This window comes from Nonomuraea corallina, assembly GCF_027620315.1.
Lineage (GTDB): Bacteria > Actinomycetota > Actinomycetes > Streptosporangiales > Streptosporangiaceae > Nonomuraea > Nonomuraea corallina.
The window spans coordinates 32,957-50,643 of sequence record NZ_JAPNNL010000013.1 but is presented as its reverse complement, the minus strand read 5'-3'; the positions used below and the strand labels follow the sequence as shown (position 1 = coordinate 50,643).

Below are 17,687 nucleotides of genomic sequence, written 5' to 3'. Positions count from 1 at the left end.
ATGATCGGCGAGTCGATGTACCAGGAGCTGATCCTGGAGCACTACAAGCACCCGCAGGGGCGGGGGCTGCGCGAGCCGTACGACGCCGAGGTTCACCACGTGAACCCGACGTGCGGCGACGAGATCACGCTGCGGGTCAGGGTCGGCGACGCCGGCAAGATCGAGGACGTCTCGTACGACGGGCAGGGCTGTTCCATCAGCCAGGCCGCGGCGTCGGTGCTGCACGAGCTGACGACCGGCTCGACCGTGGAGGAGACCCTGTCCGTGGTCGACGAGTTCACCCGCCTCATGCAGGGCAGGGGACAGGTCGAACCCGACGAGGACGTGCTCGGCGACGCGGTGGCGTTCGCCGGGGTGGCCAAGTTCCCGGCGCGCGTCAAGTGCGCGCTGCTGTCGTGGATGGCCTACAAGGACGCTGTGGTGAGGAGTGCTGCGCGATGAGCAAGCCTGTCGAGACCCCGACCGGCTTCGACGGTGACGCGACCGTCGAGGAGGTCATGGAGGCGCTCAAGGACGTCGTCGACCCCGAGCTGGGCATCAACGTCGTCGACCTCGGCCTGATCTACGGCCTCAACCTGGACCCGAGCGAGGACGGCAAGCCCGTCGCCACCATCGACATGACCCTGACCAGCGCGGCCTGCCCGCTGACCGACGTCATCGAGGACCAGGCGCACTCCGCGCTCGACGGCATGGTCTCCGACGTGAAGATCAACTGGGTCTGGCTGCCGCCGTGGGGCCCTGACAAGATCACCGATGAGGGTCGTGAGCAACTTCGTATGCTAGGCTTCAACGTCTGATATTTTCGGCTGGAGGCTGGCGCCCCGGCGCCGGCCGATTCAGCGTGCCGGAGGATGTCGGAAAGTCCGGAGTCCTCCCTCGGGAATACATCGCGATCTCTCCCTTGTTGGCACACAAGGACACCTGACGCCTCATCGCGCGTCCCGCGCCGCCTGCGGCCGGCGCCCTCAGGTGCGCCTTCCCCCAAGCTCCGCCCCGATGGCGGGCGCACTGCAATGTGTACGGCAAGGTCGCCGTACGTCCTGGCTCGTCCTTTCGCAGAAGTGACGTGCCACTTCGACTGAAAGGCACGAATTTCGTGACCATGCTTGACGCTGTCCTGCCCGAGACGACCCCCGAGCAGGGGCCCTCCGAGTTCGAGTTGCTCGGTCTGCCCAAGCCGCTCGTGAACGGTCTGGCCAGGCAGGGCATCGACTCCCCGTTCCCCATCCAGAGCGCGGCCATCCCGGACGTGCTCGCCGGCGCCGACGTGCTCGGCCGCGGCCAGACCGGCTCGGGCAAGACCCTCGCCTTCGGGCTCCCCATGATGGCCCGCATCGCCGGCGTCAGGCCGGCCCCCGGCCGCCCCCGCGCGATGGTCCTCGTCCCCACCCGTGAGCTCGCCCTCCAGGTGCACGACGCCCTCGAACCCCTCGGCCGCGGCCTCGGCCTGCGCATGAAGGTCGTCGTCGGCGGCATGTCCATGGGCAAGCAGATCGAGGCGCTGCGCCGCGGCGTCGACATCGTCATCGCCACCCCCGGCCGGCTCGGCGACCTGATCCGCCAGGGCGAGTGCTCGCTGGAGGACATCGAGGTCAGCGTCCTGGACGAGGCCGACCATATGTGCGACCTCGGGTTCTTCCCGGTCGTGACCGAACTGCTCGCGCAGACCCCGCCCGGCGGGCAGCGCCTGCTGTTCTCGGCCACCCTCGACGGCGACGTGGACAAGCTCGTCCAGCGCTTCCTCAAGGACCCGGTCAGCCACTCCGTCGCCCCCGCCACCTCGCCCGTCGACACCATGGAGCACCACGTGCTGCAGGTGACCCGGGACGACAAGTTCGACATCACCGCCGAGATCGCCAACCGCGAGGGCCGCACGATCATCTTCGTGCGCACCCAGCACGGCGTCGACCGCCTCTGCAAGCAGCTGGCCAGGGTCGGCGTCAAGGCGGGCGGCCTGCACGGCGGCAAGCGCCAGAACCAGCGCACCCGCATCCTGGCCGAGTTCCGCGAAGGCTCCGTCAACGTGCTCGTCTGCACCGACGTCGCCGCCCGCGGCATCCACGTCGACAACATCAGCCTGGTGCTGCACGTCGACCCGCCCCAGGACAGCAAGAGCTACCTGCACCGGGGCGGCCGCACCGCCCGCGCCGGCGAGAAGGGCACCGTCGTCACGCTGGTCCTGCCGAACGAGCGCCGCTCCACCGAGTCGCTGACCCGGCGGGCCGGCATCCACCCGTTCCGCCTCAAGGCGACCCCGGGTCACCCGCGGGTGGCCGAGGTCACCGGCGCCCGCACGCCGAGCGGCGAGTCGATCCCCGTCTGGGAGCCGGACGTGCGCAAGCCCCTGCGCCCGCGCCGCGACGGCCGTGACAACCACGGCGCCCGCACCCGCCGCCCGCGCCGCGACTACGACGGCGAGCGCCGCCCCAGGCGTCACGACGAGGGCTTCTCGGGCCCGCGCCGCGAGGAGGGCTTCTCGGGCCCGCGCCGCGAGGACGGTTTCTCGGGCCCGCGCCGCGAGGAGGGCTTCTCCGGTCCGCGCCGCCACGAGGACGGGTTCTCGGGCAGGCGTCGGTACGAGGGCGGCGACCGGCCGTTCCGCGACGACCGCCGCCACGGCGGCGACCGGGAGCCTCGCACCTTCGGCGAGGACCGCCGCGACAACGGGTTCCGCTCTGAGCAGCGCGGTTACCGTTCCGACGACCGCCCGTTCCGCGACGGTGACCGCCCGCGCGGCGGCTACCGCGACGACCGGCCCAACCTCGACCGGGGTGGCTACCGTGACGACCGCGGCACGCGCGCCGGCGGGTTCCGCTCCGACGACCGGGCCAACCGCTACTCCGCCGACCGTGGCCGTCCCGCCGGGGGCGACCGCGACCGGTCCGTCAGCCGTCCCGACGACCGTCCCCGCGACGGCTACCGCCCGGGCGGCTTCCGCTCCGACGACCGCGGCGCCAGGGGCGGCGGCTTCCGCCGTGGCGGCTCCGGCCGCCGCTTCGACCGCTGACCCGAGGTCGATCCCGCCTGCGCGTACGGTGCGATCCGCGTGACAGGCGGGCCTGACAGGCCATCACCGGGCACCCCCGTGCCGTTCTGACGAGCGGCGCGGGGGTGCTCGCGTATGTAGCCACCAGCCGGTGCCGACCCCCGTCATCCACCTCCCGCCTCACCGAGCCACCCGGCGGGTCCCGCCTGTTTCTTTTCCGCACCCGCCCCACCGAGCCACCCGCTGAGGGCTCGCGCGGTGCCTGGCGCGGGTTCAGGGCACGGCGGGAGGGGTGGGGTGGCGGGTTCGGGTGGCCTCGCGGATGACGGCCCAGGCGTCCGCCACCGGGCCCAGGTGGCGTAGTTTGTCGGGGTTGATCACGGCGCGGATCGTCTGGATCCGCCCGTCGAGGATGTCGAACGTCAAGGTGTTGACGATCTTGCGGTCACGGTCGCGGAAGATCGCGCCCGGCTGGCCGTTGATCTCGCGCGGCTCCACCACGCCGCCGATGCGGGCGAACGGCCCGCCGATGGCGGCCAGGGTACGGGCCACCTCGGCGGCGCCGAAGACGCCCCGGCCCCACAGCGGGGCCCGGCCGCCGCTGTCGCCGACCATCGCCACGTCGGCGGCGAGCAGCTCGCGCAGCCCGTCGACGTCCCCCTCACGGAAGGCGTGGAAGAACCGTCCCGCCAGCTCCTCCCGCTCCCGGCGGTCGGCCGTGAACCGGACCTGTCCCTCGGCCATGTGGCGGCGCGCACGCACGGCGAGCTGACGGCAGGCCGCCTCCGAACGCCCCACCGCCGCGGCGACCTCGCCGAAGCCGAACCCGAACACCTCCCGCAGCACGAAGACCGCGCGCTCCAGCGGGCTGAGCCGCTCCAGCAGCAGCAGCGCCGCCGTCGACACCGAGTCGGCCAGCTCCGCCGACCGCTCCGGGTCCTCGTACGGGTCGGCGAGCAGAGGTTCGGGGAACCACCGCCCCGTGTACTCCTCGCGCCGGACCCGGGCCGAGCGCAGCACGTCGATCGCGATCCTGGACACCGTGGCCGACAGGAACGCCTTGGCCGACGCGGGCCGTCCCGGATAGGCGTCGTAACGCAGCCAGGCCTCCTGGACCGCGTCCTCGGCCTCGCTCGCGCTGCCCAGGATGCGGTAGGCGATCGAGAACAGCAGCGGCCGCAACTCCTGGAACTCCTCCGTCCTGCTCACCTCAGCTCCTCCTCGAACCCCTGACGCCAGGACGGGTGGCGCGGCTGCCAGCCGAGTTCCCGCTTGGCCTTGGCGTTGGAGAAGCCGCGGCCTTCCGTCATCATCGCCACTGCGGTCCTCCCGGCCAGTGGCCTGGCCAGCCAGACCGGGATCCGCATCGGCGGCTTGGCGCCCGCGCACGCGGCCAGGTGAGGCAGCCACTCGCGCGCCGGGGCCGGTTCGTCGTCGACGATGTTGAACACGCCCCGCGCCCGCTGCTCCACGGCCAGGACGGTGGCCTCGGCCGCGTCGTCGAGGTGCACCCACGAGCTGTGGCCGCGGCCGTCACCGATGACGGGATACTGCCGTTTGCGCACCAGTTCGACCTGGGCGTCGGTGGCGCCCGGCCCGTAGAAGGCGCCGTAGCGCAGCACCGCGCCCCCGGCCGCGACGACAGCCCGCTCCAGGTGGCGGATCGCCTCGGCGCCCTGGCCGGTGCTGGTCGGGTCCAGCGGGTCCTCCTCGGTCTTGACCCATCCGCCCTCGCGGATGCCGTTCCACGAGGCGTAACTCTGGGCCGCGACGTGGGGGACGCCGGTCGCCTCGGCGGCGGCAAGCAGATGGTCCGTCCCCTCGGTGCGCAGCCGGTTGGTGGTGGCGAACCAACGGTCGAAATGCCTGATGTCCGGCTTGCCGCTGATGGCCGTCATCTGGTGCACGATCGCGTCCGGGCGGGCCCGGGCCACCGCCTCGCCGACCGCCTCCGCGTCCAGCCCGTCCATCACGACCGCCTCGGAGCCCAGGCTCTCCAGGACGCCCACTTTGCCCGGGCTCGTCGTCGTCGCCGTCACCTGATGGCCCCGCGCCACCAGCCGCGCTACCAGCCGCCGTCCCAGCACCCCGGCGCCACCCGCCACGAACACCCGCATGACCATCACCTTCCCGACATCAGTGACCAGTTCCACGTTCCCGGGACGAGACGGCCCAGGTGTTCTGTGACATGCGTACGGGGCGACGACGGCCATGTCACAGGACGGCCGGCCTGTCTCGTCCCGGGGGGGACACAGCGCCACTGAGACAGGAGCCTTGATCATGGACGAACACACCGCGCGCCAGAGGGTCGCGCTGATCACCGGGGCCAACAAGGGGATCGGGCGGGCGACCGCGGAGCGCCTGGCCGAGCTGGGCATGACGGTCCTGATGGCCGCCAGGGACCCGGCGCTCGGAGAGGAGGCCGCGGCGGCGGTGCGCGCGGGGGGCGGCGACGCGCACGCGGTCACCCTGGACGTCACCGACCCGGCCACCGCCGAGGACGCCGCGCGTTGGATCGGGGAGCGCTTCGGCCACCTTGACGTGCTGGTCAACAATGCCGCCATCACCGGTTCGGGCCGGGTCGCGCCCGAGGACGCCGTCGATCAGATCCCCAGCGGCGTCGACCTGGACATGGTCCGGGCGGTGTTCGAGACGAACGTCTTCGGCGTGATCGCGGTGACCAACGCCATGCTCCCGTTGCTGAGACGGTCGCCGGAGCCCCGCATCGTCAACCTCAGCAGCGGGGTCGCGTCGCTGGCCGTCACCAGCGACCCGCAAGGCCCGCTGACGGCGCTGCCGCAGTCAGCCGCGTACGCGCCCTCCAAGACGGCCCTGAACGCCCTGACCGTGCAGTACGCCAACGAACTGCGCAAGGACGGCATCCTGGTCAATGCCGCCGCTCCCGGCTACGTCGCCACGGACATCAACGACCACCGCGGGCTCCTCACCCCCGCGCAGGGCGCCACGATCGTGGTGCGGCTGGCCACCCTCGGTTCCGCCGGGCCGACCGCTGGGTTCTTCAGCGTGGAGGGCCCGGTTCCCTGGTGACGGCCGGCTGAGGGGTGCCCGCGGACAGGGCGCGACGCAGAACAGTGGCGCGTCGCGCCCGCACCAGCGGCCCGCATCAGCGGCCCGCACCCGGGAGGGAAGGAGGGCGACGCGCCCGGGGAACACGGCGGTCCTCGGTGAGTCCGGTGCCCGGCGCAGACTAGGCTTGTAGAGCACTCCTGCCGAACGACGAGAGAGATCATGAAGACCTTCGAAGAGCTGTTCGCCGAGCTGTCAGAGAAGGCGCAGACCCGGCCCGCGGGGTCGGGTACCGTGGCCGCGCTCGACGCCGGCGTCCATGCCATCGGCAAGAAGGTCGTCGAGGAGGCCGCCGAGAGCTGGATGGCCGCCGAGCACGAGTCCAACGACCGGGCCGCCGAAGAGATCTCGCAGCTCCTCTACCACGTGCAGGTGCTGATGATCGCGAAGGGGATCGGGCTCGACGAGGTGTACAAGCATCTCTAGGGCGCTCCGCGCCCGTTTCCGCCCGTCCCGCAAACTTCCGCGACACATCTGAGGAACCACCGACATGCTACGTCTGGCCGTACCCAACAAGGGCGCTCTCAGCGAGGCCGCCCAGACCATGCTCAAGGAGGCCGGATACCGGCCCCGCAGAGACAGCAAAGAGCTGTTCATCGTCGACGAGGCCAACGGCTGCGAGCTGTTCTTCCTGCGCCCGCGCGACATCGCCGTCTACGTCGGCGAGGGCACGCTCGACCTCGGCATCACCGGCAGGGACATGCTCATCGACTCGGGCGCGCCCGTCGAGGAGATCATGCCGCTCGGCTTCGGCGCCTCCACGTTCCGGCTGGCGGCCAGGACGGGCGCCATGACCAGCGTGCACGACCTGCAGGGGCTGCGGGTGGCCACCTCCTACACCGGCCTGCTCGACAAGTACCTGTCCGACCAGGGCGTCGACGCGCGCGTGATCAAGCTCGACGGCGCCGTCGAGACCGCCATCAGGCTGGGCGTCGCCGACGCCGTGGCCGACGTGGTCGAGACCGGCACCACGCTGCGCAACGTCGGGCTGGAGGTGTTCGGCGAGCCGATCATGCGCTCCGAGGCCGTGCTGATCCGGCGGCACGACGCCGCCGACACGCCGGGCGTCCAGCAGATCATCCGCCGTCTGCAGGGCGTGGTGCACGCCCGCGACTTCGTGATGATGGACTACGACATCCGCGCCGAACGGATCGACGAGGCCATCGCGCTCACCCCCGGCATGGAGGGCCCGACGGTCTCGCCGCTGCACCGCGAGGGCTGGGTGGCCGTCCGCGCGATGGTCCGCCGTCAGGGCCACCAGCAGGTCATGGACAAGCTGTGGGACATCGGCGCCCGCGCCATCCTCGTCACCGACATCTACGCCTGCCGGCTCTGAGAGCGGGTCGCCCGGGGAGAGGGCGTTCTCCTCGGGAGACCCGGCGGATCACGGCCGTGGGCCTTCCCGGCGCACGCCGAAAGGGTTGTCGACGACATACCGCCACCGCCCGTCCTGCCCGCGCCGGGCGATGTCGGTGGCGGTGCCCTCCAGGTGCACCGGCCGGCCGTCGCGGCCGGTGCCGTCGATGGCCCAATCGACGATCAGCAGGGCCAGGTCACCCGTGGTGTAGACGTGCCGCGGGTGAACCGTGATCGGCACCCCGAGCTCCATGAACCGGCCGTTGGCGGCGTGGGCCTCCTGCCCGGTGAGCGGCGAGCCGGGCTCGGCGACGAACACCGCCCCGCTCTCGTAGACCTCCGCCACCGCCTCCGGATCGCCGCTGTTGAACCGTTCGGCGAACACCGGGGCCACGTCCTCGGGACGTTCGGCGAGCTGCCGTGTCATCGGTACCCGTCCTTCCATCGGAGACAATCAACCGGACGTGGCAACGCTAGGAGGCGCCTTCGTGACTCACCAAACGGTTGGACACCCGGTTCTGCCGGGTCTGCCGGACGACCCGCGGGCACATGCCGCCGAACCCACTTCCTCCTGCCCGGTGGAGATCACTCTCGCGGTCCTGCACGGCCGATGGACGACTCTGGTGATCCGCGAGTTCCTGAAAGGCGACCACACCTTCACCGAGCTCAGCCGGGCCCTGCCAGCACTGTCGGACAAGGTCCTGTCCGACCGGCTGGCGCACCTGACGGAAACGGGGGTGCTCGATCGCCGCCGCCGGTCCGGTTGGCCGCCCCGGGTGCACTACCGGCTCACGCCGCAGGGGCGGCGCCTCGGCCCGGTCCTCCAAGCGCTCTGGGACTGGGGCGCGCAGCAGCAGCCGCCCCCTCCGTCGCAGACCCCCTGACGCCGTGCCCGGCCAGAGGCGGGCACTCCGGCTCCGCATCACCCGACGAAGACGTTCCAGGTCACCGTGCCGTCGTCCCGATCAGCGGCCCGTACGGTTCGGCGTCGTTCATGTCAGCCCTTTCACCGCCTCGACGGCCTGGTCGACCTGCTCGGGGGTGGTGACGATGCTGGTGCCGAAGCGGAGCAGCGGCGGCACGTACGGGGTGGTCGAGGCGATCACCTTGCGCTCGTGCAGGCGGGCCACCGCCTCGGCCGGGTCCATGCCGTCGATCGAGCAGCACACCAGCCCCGCCGACAGCTCGGGGGAGTCCGGGGTGGCCAGCCGGACGTGGGGGAGTTCGCCCAGGCCGGCCTTGAGCCGGGTGGCCAGCTCCTGCGTGCGCTGCTGGACGCGGTCCTTGCCGATCGCCGTCTGGAAGTTGAACGCCTGCGTCATCGCCCACCGGTGCTCGAACGCCTTGTAGCCGCCCGGCGTGGCCAGCTCGGCGGTGGTCGCCCCCGGCCCCGCCCCGCGCTGCCAGGCCACGAACGACGCCCGCCCGAAGCCCGGGATGACCGGCGTGAGCGCCTCCCAGGCCCGGCCCCACAGGATCCCGGTGCCGCGCGGCCCGAACAGCCACTTGTGGGTGCCGCTGGCCATGAAGTCGCAGCCCAGGTCGTCCATCCCGTCGGCGATCGCGCCGAACCCGTGCACCCCGTCGACGCACAGCAGCGCCCGGTCGTCCTCGTCGCGGTCCCGGTTGGCCTCGGCCAGCATGTCGGCGATGGCCCTGATCGGTAACCGCACGCCGGTGCTGGAGTGCACCCATGTCACCGCCACCACGCGGGTCCGCGGCCCCAGGCCATCCTTGATCGTCTCGACGATCCGGTCGGCCGACGCCTTGGCCGGTTCGTCGTACAGCCTGACCCTGCGCACCTTCGCGCCGGTGCGGTCGGCGAGCAGCCGCACCCCCTCGTGGGTGGCCAGGAAGTCGTGCTCGGTGGTGAGCACGTCCTGGCCCTTGGTGAGCCGCAGGCCGGAGTAGAGCAGGCCCAGGCCCATGGTGGTGCTGTCGGTGAGTGCGATCTCGCGGGCGTCGGCGCCGATGTAGCGCGCCGCGGCCTCCAGCACGGAGTCGTCGGGGGTGGCGCGGCCGGAGGGCAGGTAGTGCGGGTCGGCGTCCAGGCCGGCGCGGTGCCGCTCGATCGCCGCGCGCACCGGGGCGGGCGCGGGGGCCAGCACGAACGCGGCGAACTGCCCGTACGCCGGATCGAGGGTGAACTGCGCGCGCACCGACTCCCAGTCACTCGCGTCGAAGGCGGGCGCGCCGGTGGGGGAACTGGCCGGGGAGGGGGCCGGGGAGGCGGCGGGCGTGCAGGCGGCCACCCCGGCGAGCATGCCCGTGCCGAGCAGGGCACGTCTGTTGATCGATCGCGTCACGTCTCCTTCCTATCCTGGCCCGCCGCGATCTGCCCAGAGGGCCGGACGAGTCGTTACCCACCGGGTCAGAGCACGGGCCAGAGCACGGGCCAGAGCACGGGCCAGAGCACGGGCCAGAGCACGGGCCAGAGCACGGGCAGGACACGGGTCCAGGTCGCGGGCCGCGGCTCCGCCGCCGACCGGGCCTTCCGTTAGCCTTCCCGCATGAGCGCGCGACCGGCGAAGGGCGGCGGCCGGTGGGTGTCCGTGCCGCCGGAGCGGCTGCACCCGTGGATCGACGGGTTCGCCGCCCGCCACGGGCCGTTCGAGGCCGCCGGCGACGAGCGGGTGGTGCGGCTGACGGCCCGTGACGGCGCGCTGGCCGAGCTGCACGTGCCCTTCCCGCCGATGCGGCCGGGGCCGCCGCACGTGACGCGGCTCGTCGAGCACGCCCGCGCCGCCCGGCGGGTGGGGGTGGTGCTGGTGCGGCTCGGCGGGTACGCGGCCGGGGTGTTCGAAGGGACCGAACTGGTCGCGTCCAAGGTCGGGTCGCGGCTGGTGCAGGGGCGCACGGCGGCCGGCGGCTGGTCCCAGCAGCGCTTCGCCCGCCGCAGGTCCAATCAGGCGGGCAAGGCGTTCGAGGCGGCGGTGGAGACGGCCCTGCGGGTGCTGACGCCGTACCTGGGCGACCTGGACGCCGTCGTGCTGGGCGGCGACCGCGCGGCGGCCGGCGCCCTGCGCGCCGACCGCCGCCTGGCGCCGCTGCTGGCCCTGGAGGCGGAGCCGTTCCTGACGGTGCCCGACCCGAGGCTGGCGGTGCTCAAGGAGACCCCGGCCCAGTTCCGTGCGGTACGGGTGCGCGTGGTGGACCCGTCCTGACCTTTCAGGCGTCCAAGGCGTGGGCGCACGGCGGGCCCCCTCGACCGTCAGCGGCCCACGGAGCGGGCGGCGGGGAGCGCTGCGACCGTCAGCGGCCCACGGCGCGGCCGGCGGGGAGCGCTGCGACCGTCAGCGGCCGAAGCCGCGGGCGGCGGGGAGCGCTGCGGCGGTCAGGCGTCGAAGGCGTGGGCGTGGTCGGCGAGGAAGTCCGCCAGCGAGCGGGGCGGGCGCCCGGTGAGGTCCTCGACCGCGGTGGTGGCCGACGCCCAGTCCTCCGTCTCCATCTCCCGCATCATCACGGCCAGCTGCGCGGCGACGTCCTCCGGCATCCCCTGGGCGGTCAGGTGGGCGGTCATGGCGGGGACCGGGAGGTCGGCGTAGGCCACCGGGCGGCCGGTCGCGGCGGTGATCGCGGCGGCGATCTCGTCGTGGGTGAACGCCTCCGGTCCGGTCAGGGGGTAGGTCGCGCTCGGCCCGATCGGCCGGGTCAGCAGGGCCGCCGCCGCCCCGGCGACGTCCCGGATGTCGACGTAGTTCACCCGGGCCGCCCCGTACGAGCCGTGGAAGCGGCCGTCGCGCACCTCCGTCAGCAGGTTCTGCATGAACCCGCCGGGACGCAGGATCGCGTGCGGCAGGCCGGAGGCGCGCAGGTGCTCGTCGATGCGGCCGTGCGGGTCCTGGCCGAGCCGGCCGCCCGGTCTGGCGTGGCGGACCGAGACCGTCACCACCTGCGCCACCCCGGCCTCCCGCGCCAGGTCGATCACGGCGCGGTGGGCGTCGGCCACGCCGGGCCAGAGGGAGCTGTTGAGGAACAGCCGGTCGCCCGGTGACAGGTGCGCGGCGATCGACTCCGGGCGCTCGAAGTCGCCGGGGGCGTGCGGGCAGTCCAGGTCGGCGGGCCTGCGGACCACGGCGAGCACCTCGTCGCGGGGCAGCAGGGCGACGAGCGCCCGGCCGACCGAGCCGGTCGCGCCGGTGACCACGATCATGACCACTCCTTAGCGGATGATGATATTCCGGTTACGAGTGACCGTAACAGAAAGCGGAATATCATCGTCCACTTCTTTCCGGGTACGCTTCCTCCGTGCGGGCGGACGCCAGGCGGAACCTGGGCAAGATCGTGGAGGCCGCGGCGGCCGTCATGGCCGAGCGTGGCCCGGCCGCGCCCATGGACCTCATCGCCCGTCGTGCGGGCGTCGGCGTCGGCACCCTCTACCGCCGCTTCCCCGACCGGGCCGCGCTGCTGGCCGCCATGGGGGAGCACTACGTGCACTCGCTGGCCGAGGCCCTCGACCGCGCCGCCGAGCGGGAGCCCGACGCCTGGAGCGCGCTGCGGGCGTTCGTGCTGTGGACGGGCGACGCGGGGCGGGGCGCCCTCGCCGCCGCGCTGGCCGTCCTGCCCGAGGAGGCGACCGCCGGGCCCGGGTTCATGGAGATCCGGGCCCGCTGGCTGGAGCGGCTCGCCGTTCTGGTCCGCAGGGCGCAGGCCGACGGCCGGATGCGCGCCGACGTGACGGCCGACGACGTGGTGGCGCTGCTCAACCTGTTCGCCTGTCACCCCGGCTCGCTGCCCGCGCACGTGGCGTCCCGGCCCGCCTGGTTCCTCGGGCTGATGCTGGACGGGATGAGCGCCGGGGCCGCGCCGCACTGACACCAGGCTTTGAGACGATTCAAAAGAATCTTCAAGGCCGCTATGATGGACCCCGTCCACGGCGGCACGGCCTCGTGAGGATCAATGGGGACCAGGAGCATCAAGGAGGTCGCGCAGCTGGCGCGGGTCTCGGTCGGCACCGTGAGCAACGTGCTCAACCGCCCCGAGATCGTCTCGCCCGCGACCCGCGAGCGGGTCTTCGAGGCCATCCGCGAGCTCGGCTTCGTCCGCAACGAGGTGGCCCGCCACCTGCGCGTCGGCCGCAGCCGCACGGTCGGGCTGGTCGTCCTCGACGTCTCCAACCCGTTCTTCGCCGACGTCGCCCAGGGCGCCGAGGCGGTCGCCGACGAGCACGACACGATGATGATGCTCTGCAACAGCGCCGCCGACCCCGAGCGCGAGCGCCGCCACCTCGACCAGCTGGAGCAGCAGCGGGTGCTGGGCGTCCTGATCACACCGGTCGACGCCGCCAGTCCGCGCCTGGCCCAGCTCAGCGCCAGGGGCACGCCCGTGGTGCTGGTGGACAGCGCCGCCGCGGGCCCGCAGTGCTCGGTCGCGGTCGACGACCGGCTCGGCGGCCGGCTGGCCGCGGCCCACCTGGTCGAGCGCGGCCACCGGCGCATCGCGTTCGTGGGCGGGCCGCTGTCGATCAAGCAGGTCGCCGACCGGCACGCCGGGGCCTCGGCCGCCGTCGCCGCCGCCGTCGCCGGTGAGGGCGCCGAGCTCGTCGACTTCGAGATCGCCTCGCTCGGCGTGGCCGCCGGCCGGGCCGCGGGCGAACGCCTGGCCGCGCTGCCCGAGTCCGCCCGGCCCACCGCCGCCTTCTGCGCCAACGACCTGCTCGCCCTCGGCTTCCTGCAGGCCATGTCGCTGCGCGGGCTGAGGGTGCCCGAGGACGTGGCGATCGTCGGCTACGACGACATCGACTTCGCCGCCGCCGCGGCCGTGCCGCTGTCGTCGGTGCGCCAGCCGCGCGAGCTGCTCGGCCGGACCGCGATCGAGCTGCTGCTGGAGGAGGTCTCGGCGGGGGACGAGCACCGTCACCGGCAGGTGATCTTCCAGCCCGACCTGGTCGTGCGCGAGTCGAGCAAGGCCGTCCGGCGCGACGCCTGAGCGGCCCGGCGTTCCATCAGGCCGCACGGAAGGCGTTTTCCCCACCCCCCGGATTCCTCGCCGGAGACGGTTGACTTTGATTCGATTCAACACTACTTTCGCAGCAACCGACCGCCGTTCACCCCCGCGTAACGGGACCGGAACCACCCGGCAACGGGTCCCGTCCCCGGGCCCGCGCACACGCCACGGGAAGATGCCGCCGGATGAGCCATTCCGCCATGTCCATCAGGGTCCAGGCCGCCTGTTCCGAGGTGGTCTGGGCGGCCCGGCTCAATGCGCAGTGGATCGTCTTCACGCTTCTCGGCGGCGTGCTGCTCGGGCTCGGACCGGCCACCGTGGCCGCGTACACCCTGGCCCGCAGGCACGCTCAAGGTGAATCGATTCAGGGGTGGGCCGCGTTCTGGGGCGTCTACCGGCGCGAGTTCGTCCGCGCGTCCCTGCTCGTCCTGCCGCCCGCGGTCGCCGCCGCCGTCCTGGTCGGCAACTACCTGTACTTCACGGCCCTGGGACCGGAGGGGACGGCCTGGCGGGTGGCCACCGTGGTGGCGCTGGTGGCGCTCGCATGCGTCGGGTCCTACCTGGGGCCGCTCTACGTTCACTACGACCTGCCGCTGCCGGCCTACCTGCCGAAGGCGTCGCTGCTGGCGCTCACCCGCCCGGCCTCCTCCGCGCTGCTGCTGTTCGTGCTCGCCGCGATCGTCTTCGCGACGACGGCGGCGCCCCTCCTCGCGCCGCTCGTCAGCGTGGGCGCGTGGATCTGCCTCAACACGTGGCTCTGCCTGCGGTTCTTCGACGAGAACGAGGCACGCCTGCACTCGAAAGGGAACCGATGACCGCATCCCGTCGTCGCCGGCCTGCCGCCGCCTTAGCCCTCGCCCTGGCTCTCACCGCCTGCTCCGGGGGCGGCGGTGAGGCGGCGGACGCGAACACGCTCACCCTGATGGTCCCGCTCTTCCAGACCGCCCCCGACCCCCAGGGGGAGATCCACCAGGCGGCCGAGAAGCTGACCGGCAAGAAGCTCCAGATCACCTGGGTGCCCAACGCCGACTACAACGAGAAGACCAACGTCACGCTCGCCTCCGACGCCCTGCCCGACGTCATGGTCATCCAGGACAACAAGGGCGCGGCGTTCGTCAAGACCGCCAAAGCAGGAGCGTTCTGGGACCTCACCGACAAGCTGGACAAATACCCGAACCTCAAGCCGAAGTCCCCGCAGGCCTGGCTCAACTCCAAGACCGACGGCCGCAACTACGGCGTCTACCGGGTCCGCCCGCTGCTCCGCTCGGCGGTCGTCATCCGCAAGGACTGGCTGGAGAAGCTGGACCTGAAGCTGCCCGAGACCACCGACGACCTGTACGAGATCGCCAAGGCGTTCACCGAGAGGGACCCGGACGGCAACGGCAAGAAGGACACCTACGGCCTGATCCTGCCCAAGTGGCCCGCCCCCGTCTTCTCCGCCTCCAGCCCGTACAACGTCATCGACGTCTGGTTCGGCACCCCCAACAACTACGGCGTGCGCGACGGCAAGCTGGTCCCCGAGTTCGACGTGCCGGAGTTCTGGGAGGCCCAGAAGTACATCAAGAGGTTCGTCGACGAGGGCCTGGTCAACCCCGACTGGGCCACCCTGGACACCGGCAAGTGGAACGACCCGTTCCTGCAGGGCAAGGGCGGCATCATCATCGACGTCAACGTCCGGGCCGGGGAGCTGTTCGACAAGTTCAAGGAGCTGGACCCGGACACCTACCACGAGAAGGTCGCGATGGCCGGCAACCTCGCGCGGCCCGACGGGCAGAAGTTCTCCTACCCGTTCACCGGTTACAACGGCATCGTCGCCGTCTCCAAGCAGCGCGTGCGGACCGAGGAGCAGCTCGACGACGTGCTGCGGACGCTGGACAAGCTGGCCTCCAAGGAGGGCTCGATCCTGCTCAACAACGGCATCGAGGGCCGCAACTTCAAGGTCGAGGACGGCTTCGCCGTCAAGATCAACGAATCGGACCCCGCGGTCAAGGTCATCAACAACGACGTCCAGTTCGGCTTCATCCAGCTCGGCATGACCTCCAGCGTCGGCGTGGCGGGTGACGCGTACGAGTGGATGCGTCCCAGCCAGGCCGAGCGGGACTGGCTCAGGCAGCGCGACGAGCTCATGGAGCTCGACCTGCGGACGGCGGTGCACGACCCGTCGCTGCCGGTGATCTCACAGACCGCGGTCGACCAGGGCGCCACGCTCAACCCGATCCCGACCGACGCCCGCATCAAGTACCTGGCGGGCGACCTGACCGAGGAGCAGTTCAAGGCGGAGATCAAGCGCTGGTACGACAGCGGCGGCACTCAGATCCTGGCCGAGCTCCAGGCGGGGATCGCCAAGGTGGGCGGCTGACCGGCTCGACCGGGAGGCCCGGGGACACCCGGGCCTCCCCTTGGGGAAAGGAGGCCGCCGTGGCCACCGATCTGGCGTCGCCCGTCACCGAGGCGGCCCCCGAGCGCCGCCGGGACGGCTCCGGGCGGGTGCCGCTCCGCGCGGCGCTGCGGCGCTACCGCTGGCTGTACGTGATGCTCCTCCCCGGCCTGGCCTACTTCGCGATCTTCAGATATCTGCCGATGTACGGCCTGACCATCGCGTTCCAGGACTTCGTGCCGTTCAGCGGCTACTCCGGCAGCCCGTGGGTCGGGCTCAAGCACTTCGAGGCGCTGTTCACCGGGCCCGACTTCGGCCGGCTGCTCTTCAACACGCTGTTCCTCGCCCTGCTCACCGCGCTCTTCGTCTTCCCGGCGCCGATCGTGGTCGCGCTGCTGCTCAACGAGGTGCGGGTCAGCGCCTACAAGCGGTACGTGCAGTCGCTGATCTACATCCCGCACTTCCTGTCGTGGACGATCGTCTTCTCGCTCACGTACCTGCTGTTCGCGGTGGACTTCGGCGTCATCGCCGGCTGGATCCACAGCCTGAGCGGCGGCGGGCCCCTGGTCGACTACATGGCCAGGCCGGAGTGGTTCCGGCCGCTGGTCATCCTGCAGCTGCTGTGGAAGACGTCCGGCTGGGGAACGATCATCTACCTGGCCGCGCTGGCCGGCGTGGACCCCAACCTGTACGAGGCGGCGCGGATGGACGGCGCGGGCCGGTGGCGGCAGTTCTGGCACGTCACGCTGCCCGCGATCCGCCCGACGATCGTGGTCATGGCGATCCTGACCTCCGGCAACCTCCTCGACCAGAGCTTCGAGCAGATCTGGCTGCTCACCAACTCGCTGAACCGCTCCACGGCGGAGGTGTTCGACACCTTCGTCTACTACGTCGGCATCGCCGGGGCCGGTTACAGCTACGCCACGGCGGTCGGCCTGTTCAAGGGCGTCGCCGGCGTCGTCCTGATCTTCGGCGCCAACTGGCTGGCCAAGCGCCTGGGCCAGCGCGGACTGTTCTGAAGGAGCGCGTGGCCATGCCCGTCAAGAAACCCGCCGGCACGCCGATCAAGCACTACGGCTCGCTCGGCAGCCGCGTGTTCGACGCGCTGAACCTCGTCGTGCTCGGCGGGCTCGCGCTGGTCACGGTGCTCCCGCTGCTGTACGTGGTCGCCGGGTCGTTCGCCAGTGAGTCGGAGATCTCCACGCGGCCGTTCTTCCTGTGGCCGGAGAGATTCGTCACCAGCACGTACGCCTACATCTTCGCCAACGACACCATGCTGCGGGCGCTGCTCACCACGGTCGCGGTGACCGCGGTGGGCACGGTGGTGCAGGTGGCGCTGACCTTCACCATGGCCTACCCGCTGTCGAAGCGGTATCTGCCGGGCCGGACCCTGGTGCTGAACCTGGTGGTGTTCACGCTGGTCTTCGGCGGCGGGCTCGTGCCCACCTACCTGGTGGTGCGCGACCTGGGACTGCTGGACAGCTACTGGGCGCTGATCCTGCCGCTGGCGATCAACCCCTTCTACCTGATCATCGTGAAGTCGTTCTTCCAGGAGCTGCCCCAGGCCCTGGAGGAGGCGGCGCGGATCGACGGCTGCAACGAGATGGGCGTGTTCTTCAAGATCGTCCTCCCGCTGTCGAAGCCGATCATCGCCACGTTCTCGCTGTTCTACGCGGTGGGCATCTGGAACGACTACATGTCGCCGCTGCTGTACATCAAGGACAACGACAAATGGACTCTCCAGGTCCTGGTCCGGCAGCTCACCAGCCCCGACGCGGCCAACGCCATCAGCGCGCTGGACACGGTCTTCTTCCCCGCCAAGGGCCTGATGTTCGCCGTCGTGGTCATCGCCACGCTGCCGATCCTGCTCTTCTATCCGTTCCTGCAGAAGCACTTCGCCAAGGGCGTGCTCATCGGGTCGGTGAAGGAGTGACC

At 71.7% G+C, this 17,687-nt stretch carries 19 protein-coding genes; 14 read left to right on the top strand and 5 right to left on the bottom strand.

The window, feature by feature from the left end; genetic code table 11:
- The 3 genes from sufU to OUY22_RS05715 all read left to right on the top strand — a co-directional run bounded on the left by sufU (position 1) and on the right by OUY22_RS05715 (position 3,007).
- The gene (gene sufU / locus OUY22_RS05725; RefSeq protein ID WP_270153701.1) at positions 1-441 is read left to right on the top strand and encodes a Fe-S cluster assembly sulfur transfer protein SufU; all 441 of its coding nucleotides are present in this window, start codon (positions 1-3) and stop codon (positions 439-441) included.
- Positions 438-797 carry a metal-sulfur cluster assembly factor gene (locus OUY22_RS05720; RefSeq protein ID WP_270153700.1) on the top strand — a complete coding sequence of 120 codons (360 nt, stop codon included), beginning with the start codon at positions 438-440 and terminating at the stop codon, positions 795-797. The genes sufU and OUY22_RS05720 overlap by 4 nt, the downstream gene beginning before the upstream one ends.
- A gap of 305 nt (positions 798-1,102) precedes the next feature.
- Positions 1,103-3,007 carry a DEAD/DEAH box helicase gene (locus OUY22_RS05715; RefSeq protein ID WP_270153699.1) on the top strand — a complete coding sequence of 635 codons (1,905 nt, stop codon included), beginning with the start codon at positions 1,103-1,105 and terminating at the stop codon, positions 3,005-3,007.
- A 252-nt stretch (positions 3,008-3,259) separates the two neighbouring features.
- On the opposite strand, the gene OUY22_RS05710 is transcribed toward OUY22_RS05715, so the two are convergent.
- Together OUY22_RS05710 and OUY22_RS05705 are read right to left on the bottom strand one after the other, a co-directional pair.
- Positions 3,260-4,195 (bottom strand): RNA polymerase sigma-70 factor, encoded by a 936-nt coding sequence (locus OUY22_RS05710; RefSeq protein ID WP_270153698.1) that lies wholly within the window; start codon positions 4,193-4,195, stop codon positions 3,260-3,262.
- Positions 4,192-5,103 (bottom strand): NAD-dependent epimerase/dehydratase family protein, encoded by a 912-nt coding sequence (locus OUY22_RS05705; RefSeq protein WP_270153697.1) that lies wholly within the window; start codon positions 5,101-5,103, stop codon positions 4,192-4,194. Before OUY22_RS05705 ends, OUY22_RS05710 begins: the two co-directional genes overlap by 4 nt.
- Positions 5,104-5,266: 163 nt before the next feature.
- Between OUY22_RS05705 and OUY22_RS05700 the strand changes: the two genes are divergently transcribed.
- The 3 genes from OUY22_RS05700 to hisG all read left to right on the top strand — a co-directional run bounded on the left by OUY22_RS05700 (position 5,267) and on the right by hisG (position 7,409).
- Positions 5,267-6,034 (top strand): SDR family NAD(P)-dependent oxidoreductase, encoded by a 768-nt coding sequence (locus OUY22_RS05700; RefSeq protein ID WP_270153696.1) that lies wholly within the window; start codon positions 5,267-5,269, stop codon positions 6,032-6,034.
- Between the two features lie 201 nt (positions 6,035-6,235).
- Positions 6,236-6,499 (top strand): phosphoribosyl-ATP diphosphatase, encoded by a 264-nt coding sequence (locus tag OUY22_RS05695; protein ID WP_148031308.1) that lies wholly within the window; start codon positions 6,236-6,238, stop codon positions 6,497-6,499.
- A 64-nt stretch (positions 6,500-6,563) separates the two neighbouring features.
- Positions 6,564-7,409: an ATP phosphoribosyltransferase gene (gene hisG, locus OUY22_RS05690; protein ID WP_270153695.1), complete on the top strand. Its 846-nt coding sequence runs from the start codon at positions 6,564-6,566 to the stop codon at positions 7,407-7,409.
- A 48-nt stretch (positions 7,410-7,457) separates the two neighbouring features.
- Here the strand turns inward: hisG and OUY22_RS05685 are convergent, their stop codons facing one another.
- The gene (locus OUY22_RS05685; RefSeq protein WP_270153694.1) at positions 7,458-7,856 is read right to left on the bottom strand and encodes a YybH family protein; all 399 of its coding nucleotides are present in this window, start codon (positions 7,854-7,856) and stop codon (positions 7,458-7,460) included.
- A gap of 151 nt (positions 7,857-8,007) precedes the next feature.
- Between OUY22_RS05685 and OUY22_RS05680 the strand changes: the two genes are divergently transcribed.
- Positions 8,008-8,313, top strand: coding sequence for a winged helix-turn-helix transcriptional regulator (locus tag OUY22_RS05680; RefSeq protein ID WP_270153693.1), 306 nt, complete (start codon positions 8,008-8,010; stop codon positions 8,311-8,313).
- A gap of 108 nt (positions 8,314-8,421) precedes the next feature.
- On the opposite strand, the gene OUY22_RS05675 is transcribed toward OUY22_RS05680, so the two are convergent.
- On the bottom strand, positions 8,422-9,735 hold the full coding sequence (locus tag OUY22_RS05675) for an aminotransferase class V-fold PLP-dependent enzyme (protein WP_270153692.1): 1,314 nt from the start codon (positions 9,733-9,735) through the stop codon (positions 8,422-8,424).
- Between the two features lie 204 nt (positions 9,736-9,939).
- Between OUY22_RS05675 and OUY22_RS05670 the strand changes: the two genes are divergently transcribed.
- A complete protein-coding gene (locus tag OUY22_RS05670) occupies positions 9,940-10,593 on the top strand; it encodes an acVLRF1 family peptidyl-tRNA hydrolase (RefSeq protein ID WP_270153690.1) in 654 nt (217 codons plus the stop codon).
- Positions 10,594-10,763: 170 nt separating this feature from the next.
- Here OUY22_RS05670 and OUY22_RS05665 read toward each other — a convergent pair whose 3' ends face one another.
- Positions 10,764-11,582, bottom strand: coding sequence for an NAD(P)H-binding protein (locus OUY22_RS05665; protein ID WP_270153689.1), 819 nt, complete (start codon positions 11,580-11,582; stop codon positions 10,764-10,766).
- Positions 11,583-11,677: 95 nt separating this feature from the next.
- On the opposite strand from OUY22_RS05665, the gene OUY22_RS05660 reads away from it, so the two are divergent.
- From OUY22_RS05660 to OUY22_RS05635, 6 genes are all read left to right on the top strand, one after another.
- Positions 11,678-12,244, top strand: coding sequence for a TetR/AcrR family transcriptional regulator (locus tag OUY22_RS05660; protein ID WP_270153688.1), 567 nt, complete (start codon positions 11,678-11,680; stop codon positions 12,242-12,244).
- An 84-nt stretch (positions 12,245-12,328) separates the two neighbouring features.
- Entirely contained in the window at positions 12,329-13,357 is a 1,029-nt protein-coding gene (locus tag OUY22_RS05655) for a LacI family DNA-binding transcriptional regulator (protein ID WP_270153687.1), read from the top strand.
- A gap of 203 nt (positions 13,358-13,560) precedes the next feature.
- On the top strand, positions 13,561-14,190 hold the full coding sequence (locus tag OUY22_RS05650; RefSeq protein WP_270153686.1) for a YesL family protein: 630 nt from the start codon (positions 13,561-13,563) through the stop codon (positions 14,188-14,190).
- The gene (locus OUY22_RS05645) at positions 14,187-15,734 is read left to right on the top strand and encodes an extracellular solute-binding protein (RefSeq protein WP_270153685.1); all 1,548 of its coding nucleotides are present in this window, start codon (positions 14,187-14,189) and stop codon (positions 15,732-15,734) included. Before OUY22_RS05650 ends, OUY22_RS05645 begins: the two co-directional genes overlap by 4 nt.
- Before the next feature lie 59 nt (positions 15,735-15,793).
- Positions 15,794-16,771 carry an ABC transporter permease gene (locus OUY22_RS05640; protein ID WP_270153684.1) on the top strand — a complete coding sequence of 326 codons (978 nt, stop codon included), beginning with the start codon at positions 15,794-15,796 and terminating at the stop codon, positions 16,769-16,771.
- 14 nt (positions 16,772-16,785) lie between these two features.
- The gene (locus OUY22_RS05635) at positions 16,786-17,685 is read left to right on the top strand and encodes a carbohydrate ABC transporter permease (protein ID WP_270153683.1); all 900 of its coding nucleotides are present in this window, start codon (positions 16,786-16,788) and stop codon (positions 17,683-17,685) included.
- Positions 17,686-17,687: the final 2 nt, after the last annotated feature.